The sequence below is a fragment of the Algirhabdus cladophorae genome (assembly GCF_044772865.1).
Taxonomy (GTDB): Bacteria; Pseudomonadota; Alphaproteobacteria; order Rhodobacterales; family Rhodobacteraceae; genus Algirhabdus; species Algirhabdus cladophorae.
In genome coordinates this window covers 2,990,167-3,002,271 of the sequence record NZ_CP173029.1, presented here as the reverse complement: position 1 = coordinate 3,002,271, position 12,105 = coordinate 2,990,167, and the positions used below count along the sequence as shown (strand labels likewise).

The 12,105-nt window shown below is 54.1% G+C and carries 13 protein-coding genes; all 13 read left to right on the top strand.

Going from position 1 to position 12,105, the window contains the following annotated elements:
- The first annotated feature begins 228 nt into the window (after window positions 1-228).
- Window positions 229-1,551, top strand: coding sequence for an ABC transporter substrate-binding protein (locus ACIRQ6_RS14445; protein ID WP_420861307.1), 1,323 nt, complete (start codon window positions 229-231; stop codon window positions 1,549-1,551).
- A gap of 137 nt (window positions 1,552-1,688) precedes the next feature.
- Window positions 1,689-2,636: a carbohydrate ABC transporter permease gene (locus ACIRQ6_RS14440; RefSeq protein WP_420861306.1), complete on the top strand. Its 948-nt coding sequence runs from the start codon at window positions 1,689-1,691 to the stop codon at window positions 2,634-2,636.
- On the top strand, window positions 2,633-3,571 hold the full coding sequence (locus ACIRQ6_RS14435; protein ID WP_420861305.1) for a carbohydrate ABC transporter permease: 939 nt from the start codon (window positions 2,633-2,635) through the stop codon (window positions 3,569-3,571). The genes ACIRQ6_RS14440 and ACIRQ6_RS14435 overlap by 4 nt, the downstream gene beginning before the upstream one ends.
- Window positions 3,568-3,768 (top strand): hypothetical protein, encoded by a 201-nt coding sequence (locus ACIRQ6_RS14430; RefSeq protein ID WP_420861304.1) that lies wholly within the window; start codon window positions 3,568-3,570, stop codon window positions 3,766-3,768. Before ACIRQ6_RS14435 ends, ACIRQ6_RS14430 begins: the two co-directional genes overlap by 4 nt.
- A gap of 5 nt (window positions 3,769-3,773) precedes the next feature.
- Window positions 3,774-4,871, top strand: coding sequence for an ABC transporter ATP-binding protein (locus ACIRQ6_RS14425; protein WP_420861303.1), 1,098 nt, complete (start codon window positions 3,774-3,776; stop codon window positions 4,869-4,871).
- Window positions 4,864-5,859, top strand: a complete 996-nt coding sequence (locus ACIRQ6_RS14420; protein WP_420861302.1) for an ABC transporter ATP-binding protein — start codon at window positions 4,864-4,866, stop codon at window positions 5,857-5,859. Before ACIRQ6_RS14425 ends, ACIRQ6_RS14420 begins: the two co-directional genes overlap by 8 nt.
- Before the next feature lie 13 nt (window positions 5,860-5,872).
- A complete protein-coding gene (locus ACIRQ6_RS14415; protein WP_420861301.1) occupies window positions 5,873-7,492 on the top strand; it encodes a dihydroxyacetone kinase subunit DhaK in 1,620 nt (539 codons plus the stop codon).
- Window positions 7,492-8,460: a class 1 fructose-bisphosphatase gene (locus ACIRQ6_RS14410; protein WP_420861300.1), complete on the top strand. Its 969-nt coding sequence runs from the start codon at window positions 7,492-7,494 to the stop codon at window positions 8,458-8,460. The genes ACIRQ6_RS14415 and ACIRQ6_RS14410 overlap by 1 nt, the downstream gene beginning before the upstream one ends.
- Before the next feature lie 20 nt (window positions 8,461-8,480).
- Window positions 8,481-9,518, top strand: coding sequence for a class II fructose-bisphosphate aldolase (gene fba, locus ACIRQ6_RS14405; protein WP_420861299.1), 1,038 nt, complete (start codon window positions 8,481-8,483; stop codon window positions 9,516-9,518).
- A 312-nt stretch (window positions 9,519-9,830) separates the two neighbouring features.
- On the top strand, window positions 9,831-10,142 hold the full coding sequence (rpsJ, locus tag ACIRQ6_RS14400) for a 30S ribosomal protein S10 (protein ID WP_420861298.1): 312 nt from the start codon (window positions 9,831-9,833) through the stop codon (window positions 10,140-10,142).
- Window positions 10,143-10,154: 12 nt separating this feature from the next.
- On the top strand, window positions 10,155-11,024 hold the full coding sequence (rplC, locus tag ACIRQ6_RS14395; protein WP_420861297.1) for a 50S ribosomal protein L3: 870 nt from the start codon (window positions 10,155-10,157) through the stop codon (window positions 11,022-11,024).
- Complete coding sequence (gene rplD / locus ACIRQ6_RS14390; RefSeq protein ID WP_420861296.1) at window positions 11,021-11,641, top strand: 50S ribosomal protein L4; 621 nt, start codon at window positions 11,021-11,023, stop codon at window positions 11,639-11,641. The genes rplC and rplD overlap by 4 nt, the downstream gene beginning before the upstream one ends.
- The gene (locus ACIRQ6_RS14385; RefSeq protein WP_420861295.1) at window positions 11,638-11,934 is read left to right on the top strand and encodes a 50S ribosomal protein L23; all 297 of its coding nucleotides are present in this window, start codon (window positions 11,638-11,640) and stop codon (window positions 11,932-11,934) included. Before rplD ends, ACIRQ6_RS14385 begins: the two co-directional genes overlap by 4 nt.
- The last annotated feature ends 171 nt before the right edge of the window (window positions 11,935-12,105 follow it).

Sequence of the window (12,105 nt, the reverse complement as noted above, 5' to 3'; positions counted from 1 at the left end):
TTGTGAAAGAAGTTGTTTCAGATTTGTTCATCTTATCAAACATTTGTTGGGCTGCAACCAAGGGTACAGTCGGACATTAATCGAGGTTAGTTCGAGATTTGTAGCAGTTTTTGAGGCACGTGTCTCAAAAAATACTTGTAATGATGCACGTGCGTCAATTACTACCGTTATATGCTGAGTCGCGGCGAGGGGGCTTGGTCAAAAATTGGAATGGGAGGAATATTCCGTATGAAAACGAAGATGATGACATCTGTTGCAGCGGGCGCAATTCTAGCGTCTGGCCTGACAACGGCGGCGGTCGCAGAAGACCTGACCCTCTGCTGGGCCGCATGGGATCCTGCAAATGCCCTAATTGAACTGAGCAAAGATTTTGAATCTGCATCTGGCCACAACATGAGTTTTGAGTTTGTGCCTTGGCCTAGCTTTGCGGACCGCATGCTGAACGAATTGAATTCTGGCGGCCAGCTTTGCGATCTGATGATTGGTGATAGCCAATGGATCGGTGCTGGGGCTGAGAACGGTCACTATGTGAAACTGAACGACTTTTTTGATGCAAACGGCATCACAATGGACGATTTCATTCCGGCAACTGTGACTGGCTATGCCGAATGGCCCAAGAACACGCCAAACTACTATGCGCTGCCAGCCTTCGGCGACGTTGTGGGCTGGACGTACCGTAAAGACTGGTTCGACCGTCCTGAAATCCAAGTGGAATTCATGGAAAAATATGGACGCACGCTGGATGTGCCTGCGTCATTGGCTGAACTCAAAGACATCGCGCAGTTCTTTCAGGGCCGCGACATCGACGGGACGAAAGTATACGGCGCTGCGATCTATACCGAGCGTGGATCCGAAGGCATCACAATGGGCGTCACAAACGCGCTTTATAACTATGGTTTTTTGTATGAAAACCCGGACAAGCCATACGACATTGATGGTTTTGTGAACTCTGCAAGTGCCGCAGAAGGTCTCGAGTTCTACAAAGAGCTGTATGATACGGCGACACCTCCCGGCTCTTCCAACTGGTACATGGGCGAAAATATTGACGCCTACCGTTCTGGTCAGGTTGCCATGCAGATGAACTTTGCATTCATCTGGCCCGGCGTCGAAGCCGATGAAAACGTAGGTGGCGGCAAGTCCGGGTATTTCCCGAACCCAGCTGGCCCATCTGGTCAATTCGCACAGCTTGGTGGACAGGGTATTTCGGTTGTTGCCTATTCTGAAAAGCAAGCGGCAGCACTGGAGTACATCCAGTGGTTTGCACAGCCTGAAGTACAGGCACAATGGTGGGAACTGGGCGGTTATTCCGCGCTGAAAGCAGTGGTCGAAGACCCCGGCTTTGTTTCCAGCCAGCCTTACGCGCAGACCTTCTTGGACAGCATGGCCATCGTCAAAGACTTCTGGGCAGAACCAGCCTACGCCGATCTTTTGATCCCGATGCAAGAGCGTGTGCACAACTACGTCATCGCTGGCGAGGGCACTGCACAAGAAGCACTTGACGGTCTGGTGCGCGATTGGATCGAAGTGTTCGAAGACGAGGGCAAACTCTAAGAGCCTCCCCGTCGGAATGCCCTGAGGGCATACTGATGATTTCCTCCGGCTGGGTTTTCTGGCCGGGGGCTTTCCGAACAAAAAAATGCGTTTTCATCAGGTGCCAAAGCGGCCCCTGACCCTAAGGATCAAAGACAATGACAAAAAGCCCGCTTGATAGGGTCGCGCAAGGGACACCCGACGGTGTCGCGCAACGGATACGGGGCCTGTCGGACAGGACCATTGCGTGGATTTTCGTGGCCCCGACCATTTTCCTTTTGTTGGCGGTAAATATTTTCCCGCTGATCTGGACGATCCGGCTGAGCTTTACCAACTTCCGTGTGAACCGTCCGAACAAAGATGTAGAGTGGGTAGGTCTGCGCAACTACGAGCGCATTTTGAACGATCCTGACATCTGGAACACGATGCAGGCCACAGCACATTTCTTGATTTGGACCATTGCTTTGCAGGTTCTGATCGGGTTCGCACTGGCCTATCTGATCAACAAGAAATTCAAGGGCAATGACCTGTGGACGACGATCATCGTCTTTCCGATGATGCTATCGCCTGCAGTGGTCGGCAACTTCTGGACGTTCCTGTATCAGCCGCAAATTGGCCTGTTCAACTATGCAGTGACCTTCTTTACCGGGGGCGATCCAGCCAGTTTTTCGATGATTGGCGATGTGCATTTGGCCCCATGGGCGATCATTATTGCCGACACTTGGATGTGGACGCCTTTCGTGATGTTGATTTGTTTGGCGGGGCTTCGGTCCATTCCCGACAGCATCTATGAAGCCGCTGAATGTGACCGTGCCAGCAAGTGGCGTCAATTCTGGACCATCACCATACCCATGGCGCTGCCATTCCTGATGTTGGCTGTTTTGTTCCGCGGGATCGAGAATTTCAAGATGTTTGATCTGGTGGTTCAGCTCACCGGCGGCGGCCCTGGAAACACCACAACCCTGACCTCCATCGATCTGAAACGCGAAGCCTTCGAGAAGTGGCGCACAGGGTATTCTTCGGCCTATGCGGTCATCCTGTTTGTCACCGTGTTCGGCCTTGCTTCGATCTATGTGAAAGCGCTCAATAAGGTAAAAGACAGATGAGTTTTTCCGTCACAGAACCCACCAAAGGCACGAAATGGTTCGCTGGAGCTGCCGTTGTCCTTTACGCCATCATCACGTTGATCCCGTTGCTTTGGATCATCGCGACCGGCTTTAAATCGCCGACTGACTCTATCGCTTATCCACCAAAGGTTTTCTTTGAGCCCACGATGGAAGGTTACGTAAACTTGTTTACGGACCGGACACGTGCGACAGATAAAATGCTTGAAGAGGCAGGTCCTGCCACCACATGGTACGATAGAATTGCCCGCGACCGGGGCACCGTCATCTCGGGCCCGTCCCGCTATGGTGAACGGTTCTTGAACTCGGTCATCATCGGGTTTGGATCCACGGCCCTGTGTATGATCCTTGGCACGATGGCCGCCTATGCGTTCAGCAGGTTTAAGGTGCCGCTGAAGGACGATCTGCTGTTCTTCATCTTGTCCACAAGGATGATGCCGCCCATTGCGGTTGCGATCCCGATCTTCTTGATGTTCCGCAATCTTGGCCTGAACGACACCCATCTTGGGATGATATTGCTCTACACGGCTGTGAATCTGTCGTTGTCCGTTTGGCTGCTCAAAGGGTTCATCGACGAAATCCCGATTGAATACGAAGAGGCAGCCTTGATCGATGGCTACACTCGGTTCCAAGCGTTCTACAAGGTTGTGCTGCCGCAAGCGGCAACCGGCATCGCATCGACGGCTATCTTCTGCCTGATTTTTGCATGGAACGAATACGCCTTTGCCGTTCTGCTGACCTCTGGCACGGCCCAAACCGCACCGCCTTTCATTCCCAATATCATCGGGGTGAACGGCAAAGACTGGCCCGCTGTGGCCGCTGGTGCGACGATTTTCCTTGTCCCTGTCATGGTGTTCACAGTGCTTTTACGCAAACACCTGTTGCGCGGCATCACATTCGGAGCGGTACGCAAATGACCAATTTTATCCGTGAATTCGTTGCGGGGCTGGTGCGGCTGCGCCGTGGCCCGTGGGAAATGGTCGCCTCTATCCTGATTGCGCTGGGCGTTATCATGTTGATGCAGCCGGTGGCCCTAGGGATCTACACCTACTCGTTCATTGTCACCCTTGTTGGCACAGTGATGTTCATCATCGTCAGCCATTTTCCGGAGTAAACCTGATGGCACAAATAAGAATTGAAAACGTGCGCAAGGACTTTGGGTCGTTCAACGCGGTAAAGTCATCAACCTTCACAATCGAGGACGGTGAATTCTTTATGCTTTTGGGCCCATCCGGCTGCGGCAAGACCACAACACTGCGGATGATGGCCGGGCTTGAACTGCCCACAGCGGGCGAGATTTACATCGATGGCGAAGAGGTTGGGATGAAACCGGCCAGCCAGCGCGATATTGCTTTCGTCTTTCAGATGTTCGCGCTCTATCCGCATCTGAACGTGGGCAAAAACATTAGTTATCCTTTGATCAGCCAAGGTATGCCCAAGGCGCAGGTCAAAAAGAAAGTGAACGAGATCGCCGAGATCCTTGGCATCACCGACATTCTAAACCGTCCAGTCGGCGGTTTGTCGGGTGGTGATCGGCAGCGTGTTGCCCTTGGCCGTGCGATAGTGCGCGATCCCAAAGCGTTCTTTATGGACGAGCCTCTGGGCGCTTTGGATGCTGAGTTCCGGGAGCACATGTCAGAAGAATTGCGCGCCCTGCACGACCGGATGAACGCAACGACGGTTTACGTCACGCATGACCAGTTAGAAGCCATGCAAATGGGTGACAAGATCGTGGTGATGAACCACGGCGTGGTCGAACAGTTTGGGGTGCCACAAGACATCTATGACTGGCCTGCGACCAAGTTCGTGGCGCAGTTCATTGGATCACCGCCTATGAACTTCCTGGATTTTCACGGGATGGTCGGAACGGGCGAGACCCATGTGGATTTTGGCGGTGCTTCTTTTGAGATCCCCAAAATGTTGAACGGGGCAAACGGGGCGCTGACTTTTGGGATCCGTCCTGAACATATCACTTTGGATGACGCGGCCAGTTATCGCGGTGAGGTTGCAGCGGTTGAGTATTTAGGCACCACGCAAATTATCACGCTGGATACGGCCAACGGGTTGGTAAAGGCCCGGACGGCCTCGTCAGATACAGTGAAAGTGGGTCAAAAGACAGGCTTGCGGTTTGATCCGCGGACCGTGTCGATTTTTGATGCAGAAAACGGCAAAGCGCTGACAAGCGAAGCTAACCAAGGGGTTCTTAACCATGGCTGAGGTTGTATTGAACGGGATCAGTAAATCCTATGGTGATGATGTCGCATTGGACAATGTCACGATGACAGTGCCGGACGGATCATTTGTTGTTTTGCTTGGCCCAACGGGTGCTGGCAAAACCACAACGTTGCGTATGGTCTCTGGGTTAGACAAGCCTGATGCTGGCAATGTTATGATCGGGGGCCGCGATACAGCCGGGCTGACACCGGCCCAACGGGACGTGACCATGGTGTTCCAACAGTATTCGCTTTACCCGCATTTGACGGTGCGCCAAAATCTGGAATTTCCGTTGAAATCCCCAATCCTGCAAACTCCGCAGGCCGAGATTAACAGGAAGGTCGGCGAAGTGGCCGAAGTTCTGCAAATCAGTCACAAGCTGGACAACAAAGCCACGGCTTTATCAGGGGGGGAAATGCAGCGTGTCTCGATTGGGCGGGCCTTGGTACGACAGCCCTCGGTCTATTTGATGGATGAACCGCTAAGTTCTCTGGATGCCAAGCTCCGCTCTGATCTGCGGGTTGAGTTGAAGAACATCCAAGCCAATTCCGGTGCAACGCTGCTTTATGTGACCCACGACCAGATTGAAGCGATGACCATGGCGACCCATGTAGGCGTTTTGGACAATGGCAAACTGGTCCAATTCGGCACGCCACGCGAGATCTATGAAGACCCGGTCAGTGTTTATGCGGCCAGCCGGTTGGGCCAGCCCCGGATCAATGTGTTACCTGCAGGTGTATTTGGCGGTGCGCCATACAACGCACAAAGCATCGGCTTGCGGCCTGAACATATCATCCAAGGCGAAGGCGAGGACAGCATGGTGACCCGTGTTGAACGCTTAGGCGATCAGACCCGTTTGCATTTGGTGTTCAAAGATCACGACATCATCACTGTGACCGACGCCCATACCAATCTGAACGGCGGCGACATCGTCAAAATCCGCCCGAACAATCCATACTATTTCGACGCCACTGGCGCTCGTGTCGCCTAAGGGGAGAGACGTTTTGCAACACTTCATCAATGAAAAAGAGAACATGGTCACCGACGCAATCGATGGCACGATTGCCGCGTCTGGTGGCAAGCTGACCCGCCTTGATGGCTATCCACATATTCGCGTTGTCGTCCGCTCGGATTGGGACAAATCCAAAGTTGCTTTGGTGTCTGGTGGCGGCTCGGGCCATGAGCCTGCCCACGCAGGATTTGTTGGAAAAGGAATGTTGACGGCGGCGGTTTGTGGCGACGTGTTCGCCTCGCCCTCTGTGGACGCAGTTCTGGCCGGCATCCTCGCCGTTACCGGCCCTGCTGGTTGCCTGTTGATTGTCAAAAATTACACAGGTGACCGGCTAAACTTTGGTCTGGCTGCGGAACGCGCGCGTGCCTTTGGCCATAAGGTCAGCATGGTGATCGTCGATGATGACGTGGCCTTACCTCATCTGCCGCAGGCACGCGGCGTGGCGGGGACGTTGTTTGTTCACAAAATCAGCGGGGCTATGGCTGAAAATGGCGCCAACCTTGAGGCCTGCACCTTAGCAGCCGAACGGGTGATCAAATCGACACGGACGATAGGTATGTCTTTGGACACCTGCACCGTTCCGGGATCCCTCAAAGAGGATCGCATTCCTCACGGCATGGCCGAACTTGGCCTTGGTATCCATGGCGAGGCGGGTGTTGAACAGATTGCGTCTAACGGTGCGGCAGATGCGATTGCCAAAATGGCGGAAAAGCTGATTGATGGCATGCCCAAGACGCCGCATGTGGCCCTGATCAATAACCTAGGCGCCGCGTCGTGCCTCGAGATGTCGATCCTGACCAACAGCTTGTTGAACTCGGACCTTGGCAGGTACATTCGCCATGTCGTAGGCCCAGACGCGATGATGACAGCACTAGATATGCACGGTTTTTCGATCTCGCTGCTGGAGCTTGCGAATGGTGATGAGGCTCATTTGGCCCAAGCGGTTGAGGCCAGTGCATGGCCCGGCATAAACGCAGTAAGCCAGCCTTCCATTTTGCCATTACCAGACGGGCTATCCCCGATCCGCGCGCCGGCTTCGGCCCATGAGGCCACCAAGGCATTTTTGACATCCTGCTGTCAGGTTTTGATTGATTCAGAAGCCGACTTAAACACATTGGATGCAAAGTCCGGTGATGGCGACACTGGGTCGACCTTGGCAGGTGCCTCGCGTGCGTTGATCGGCGCCATGGACACACTTCCGCTTGCGGACCACACCCAGCTTTATCGTGCCATTGGTTTGGAGTTGAGCCAGACCATGGGCGGATCATCAGGTGTTTTGTTGGCAATCTTCTTTGCAGCGGCAGGGGACGCATCGTCATCTGGTTTGGCCATGTCGGATGCGTTGCGAAAAGGCCTTGATCGCATGCGTGTCATCGGTGGTGCAAACCCGGGCGACCGCACAATGGTGGATGCATTGTTGCCCGCGCTGGACGCGCTGAACACCAGTATGGCGGCGGCAGCAACGGCGGCACGTAAAGGTGCCGACTACACCGCCACACTGACCTCAGCCAAGGCAGGGCGCGCGAGCTATATCAACGCCGAGCAGTTGGAGGGCCACATCGATCCTGGGGCCGAAGCCGTGGCCCGGTTGTTTGAACATCTAGCAGCGTAATGACCATGAACAGGACGACATTGAACGCTTACCTCGAACAAGAGGTAAGCGACCCCGACCTTGTAGATTTGATTGATCGGATCGCAAGTGCCTGCTGGAAAATCTCGCAGGTGGTGCGCGATGCAGCGTTGAATGGGCATCAAGGGCAAGCGCAGTCGATAAACCCGCAAGGCGAGGTACAAAAGCCGATTGATTTGCTTGCCGATGACATCTTCCGACACTCTTGCAAGCAAAACGATAGGACCTCGGTTTTGATCTCTGAGGAAGTCGAGGAGATCACCCAACTTAGACCAAGCCAGCAGGGTGATTTTGTGGTGGCCTATGACCCTTTGGATGGGTCGTCGAATTTGGACGTGGATTTGTCTGTTGGATCGGTCTTTGGCGTGTCTCGTTTGGCCAAGGATCTAAAGCCTTTGCCAGCTGGCCGTGCCCTGATCTGTTCGGGTTACGCAATTTACGGCCCGTCAACGATGCTTGTTTTGACCTTGGGCACCCGTGTCGTGGGGTTCACGTTGGATATGGGCAGTGAGGATTATGTGCTGACCCACCCGGATATGCGGATCCCCGCAGACACGGCAGAGTTTGCCATCAATATGTCCTGTGCCCCGCACTGGGACGCCCGCGCCGCCCGTTATGTCGAGCAATGCGTGGCTGGCCCCGACGGTGCGCGTGGCAAGGCGTTCAACATGCGTTGGACGGCCTCCATGGTTGCTGACATCCACCGTATTTTGATCAGAGGCGGCGTTTTTCTCTATCCGATGGATGCTGAAAACGCGGGCCTAGGTGGCAAGCTGCGGCTGCTTTATGAGGCCTTTCCGATGGCGATGATTGCCGAAGTGGCAGGCGGATCTGCCTCCAATGGCAAGGCCGACATTCTGGATGTGTCCGCCGAGACACCGCATCAGCGCACCTCCGTGATCCTTGGGGCTCAAAACGAAGTTCAGCATTTTCAAAGCCTCACCCTTTAGACACATCGAAAGGCCTGACCGTGGCACTCGTTTCTTTGAAGCAACTGATGGATGACGCATGCCTACACGGCTATGCTATTCCTGCATTTAACGTCAATAATATGGAACAGATGCTGGCAATCATGGGGGCGGCAGATGCCGTTGATAGCCCTGTCATTATGCAGGCCAGCCGTGGCGCGCGGGCGTTTGCCAATGATGTTGTGCTGTCACATCTGATCAAATCGGCCATAGAGTTGTGCCCGCACATCCCAGTTTGCGTGCATCAGGATCACGGAAATTCACCGGCGACATGCATGTCTGCTATCGTAAATGGGTTCAGCTCGGTGATGATGGACGGCTCGCTGGATGAAAGTGGGGCGGTGCCTACGACCTTTGAACAAAACGTGGCAGTCACAGCCAAAGTGGTTGGCATGGCGCATTTGGTTGGCGTGTCTGTAGAAGGTGAAATTGGGCATCTAGGTAGTTTGGAAACCGGGCGTGGCGAGGCCGAGGACGGCCATGGTTTTGAAGGCACGCTGTCGCGGGAGATGTTACTGACAGATCCACAGGAGGCCAGCGATTTTGTTGATCAAACCGGCGTGGACGCGCTGGCCGTTGCTATCGGCACCTCCCATGGGGCCTATAAATTTTCGCGCAAACCAGATGGTGAGATTTTGGCCATCGACCAGCTGCGCCAAATCCACGAGAAAATTCCCAACGTGCCCTTGGTTATGCACGGGTCGTCATCGGTTCCGCCGGAATTGCGCGAAATCGTCAATGAACACGGTGGCGCTATTCCGGAAACTTGGGGCGTGCCCGTCGCGGAAATTCAGCGCGGGATCAAGTTTGGCGTACGCAAAGTCAACGTGGATACCGATCTGCGATTGGCCATGACAGGTGCCATCCGGCGCAGTCTGAATACCTGCCCATCCGAATTTGACCCCCGTAAATACTTAGCCCCTGCAATCGCCGCAATGCGTCAGGTTTGTGAAGATCGGTTCATCGCCTTCGGCGCGGCCACACAGGCCTCGAAAATCAAGGCAATCCCTTTGGATGAGATGGCAAAAACCTATGAATGATCCGAAGTGCCGGAATAAGGTGAGGCGATCTATACTTTGGATCCGTCCTTCCAGTACGGGGATACATGATAGCGGTAGGAATTAACGCCAATAAATGAACCACATTCGTTATACCAAACCGCAACAAAACTGCTTGCCACCTTACGCGACTCCCCCTATACGACCCAAATCCACAACAGGGTGCGCTACGGCGTGCCCTTTTTGGTTCGACATAAAGACGCGATGAAGGGCTGCGATGAGCGTAGTCACTCCTCTCCGATCTAGGCCCTCCATGGTCCCGCATTGGGCCATGAGACTTTAAGGGTAATGCACATGGCCTCTAGCCAAAACATCCGCATCCGCCTCAAAGCCTTTGACTATCGTGTTCTGGACGCCAGCACACAAGAGATCGTCAACACGGCGAAACGCACAGGCGCATCGGTCCGCGGTCCTATTCCGCTGCCGAACAAAATCGAAAAATTCACCGTTTTGCGTGGTCCACACGTAGACAAGAAATCCCGCGATCAGTTCGAAATCCGCACGCACAAGCGCCTGCTGGACATCGTTGATCCAACACCCCAGACCGTTGACGCGCTGATGAAGCTCGACTTGGCTGCTGGTGTTGACGTGCAGATTTCAGTGTAAGGAGCGTAGATCATGTTGCGCTCTGGTGTAATCGCTAAAAAAGTGGGCATGACCCGCTTGTTCATGGAAGACGGCAAGCAGATCCCTGTAACCGTTCTTCACCTCGATAACCTGCAGGTCGTAGACAACCGCACAACCGACCGGGATGGCTACACAGCTGTTCAGTTGGGTGCCGGTGCTGCCAAAGCAAAACGCACATCCCAAGCGATGCGCGGTCACTTTGCGGCTGCCAAGGTTGAACCAAAACGCAAGATCGCGGAATTCCGCGTGGCCCCAGATGCGATGATCGACGTTGGTGAAGAAATCACTGCTGATCACTACTTTGAAGGTCAGTTTGTTGACGTTGCCGGTACATCGATCGGTAAAGGTTTTGCCGGTGCGATGAAACGTTGGAACTTTGGTGGTCTGCGTGCGACGCACGGTGTGTCCATCTCCCACCGTTCGCACGGCTCAACAGGTCAGTGTCAGGATCCGGGCAAAGTGTTCAAAGGCAAGAAAATGGCCGGTCACATGGGTGCTGCCCGTGTTACCACGCAAAACCTGCAGGTTGTTAAAACCGACGCAGAGCGTGGCTTGATCATGGTTAAAGGGGCCGTACCAGGCTCCAAAGGCGGTTGGGTCACAGTCAAAGACGCTGTGAAAAAGCCGTTCCCTGAGAATGCCATCGTTCCTGCCGCCCTGCGCTCTGCCGCAGCCGCCGCTGCGAAAGCTGCTGAAGAAGCCGCTGCAGCCGCAGCCGCTGAAGAAGCCGCAGCAGCAGAAGCCGCCGCCGCCGAGGCCGCAGCAGCAGAACAAGCCGCATTGGCCGAAGCCGAAGCCAGCATCGAGGCTGACAAAGCCGACGAAGCTGCTGACGCCCCAAAGAAAGAAGGTGACGAATGAAACTTGATGTCATCAAACTGGACGGCAAAAAAGCCGGCTCCGTAGACTTGGGTGACGATGTATTTGGCCTTGAGCCACGCATCGACATTCTGCACCGTGTGGTCCGTTGGCAGCGCAACAATGCGCAGGCTGGCACACACAAGGTCAAGACACGCTCCGAGGTCAAATACTCGACCAAGAAGATCTATCGTCAGAAAGGCACCGGCGGCGCACGTCACGGCGCACGCTCTGCTCCGATCTTCCGTGGGGGTGGCATCTACAAAGGCCCAACACCGCGCAGCCACGGTCACGAATTGACCAAGAAGTTCCGCAAATTGGGTCTGCGTCACGCATTGTCCGCCAAAGCAACTGCTGGCGAACTGGTCGTGATCGAAGATGCAGCTATGGCCGAAGTGAAAACATCCACGCTGGCCAAGCAAGTCAAGAACCTTGGCTGGAAGCGTGCGTTGGTTATCGATGGTGCAAGCGTCGACGAAAACTTCGCCCAAGCCGCCCGCAACATCGAAGGTCTGGATATCCTGCCGTCGATGGGCGCGAACGTCTATGACATCCTCAAGCGTGACACACTCGTGATCACAAAGGCTGGTGTCGAAGCACTGGAGGCTCGTTTGAAATGAGTGTGAAAGCTGAACTCTATGACGTGATCCGCAAGCCGATCATCACTGAAAAAGCCACAATGGCGTCCGAAAATGGCGCAGTGGTTTTCGAAGTGGCAATCGACGCGAACAAACCCCAGATTAAAGAGGCGGTTGAAAACCTCTTTGGTGTTAAGGTCAAAGCGGTCAACACGACAATCACCAAAGGCAAAGTCAAACGTTTCCGCGGCCAAATGGGTAAGCGTAAAGACGTCAAGAAAGCCTACGTGACGCTCGAAGAGGGCAACACAATCGACGTGAGCACTGGCCTCTAAGCCACTTCTTATATCGCTAAAAAAATAACCCCGTCCTTGCTAAGAGGGCGGGGTTTTTAGTTTTGGGTTCCATCAATAAACCACTTAGCCAACTGGTCTAAATCGGCTTCTAAAAACGTTTCTGGATAGGATCCATGTCTGGGCAAAGGATTTACCAACTTATTATCTACA

Coding starts and splice junctions, on each gene's coding strand:
- ACIRQ6_RS14445 (WP_420861307.1), top strand. CDS start 229: ATGAAAACGAAGATGATGACATCTGTTGCAGCGGGCGCAATTCTAGCG.
- ACIRQ6_RS14440 (WP_420861306.1), top strand. CDS start 1,689: ATGACAAAAAGCCCGCTTGATAGGGTCGCGCAAGGGACACCCGACGGT.
- ACIRQ6_RS14435 (WP_420861305.1), top strand. CDS start 2,633: ATGAGTTTTTCCGTCACAGAACCCACCAAAGGCACGAAATGGTTCGCT.
- ACIRQ6_RS14430 (WP_420861304.1), top strand. CDS start 3,568: ATGACCAATTTTATCCGTGAATTCGTTGCGGGGCTGGTGCGGCTGCGC.
- ACIRQ6_RS14425 (WP_420861303.1), top strand. CDS start 3,774: ATGGCACAAATAAGAATTGAAAACGTGCGCAAGGACTTTGGGTCGTTC.
- ACIRQ6_RS14420 (WP_420861302.1), top strand. CDS start 4,864: ATGGCTGAGGTTGTATTGAACGGGATCAGTAAATCCTATGGTGATGAT.
- ACIRQ6_RS14410 (WP_420861300.1), top strand. CDS start 7,492: ATGACCATGAACAGGACGACATTGAACGCTTACCTCGAACAAGAGGTA.
- rpsJ (WP_420861298.1), top strand. CDS start 9,831: ATGGCCTCTAGCCAAAACATCCGCATCCGCCTCAAAGCCTTTGACTAT.
- rplC (WP_420861297.1), top strand. CDS start 10,155: ATGTTGCGCTCTGGTGTAATCGCTAAAAAAGTGGGCATGACCCGCTTG.
- rplD (WP_420861296.1), top strand. CDS start 11,021: ATGAAACTTGATGTCATCAAACTGGACGGCAAAAAAGCCGGCTCCGTA.
- ACIRQ6_RS14385 (WP_420861295.1), top strand. CDS start 11,638: ATGAGTGTGAAAGCTGAACTCTATGACGTGATCCGCAAGCCGATCATC.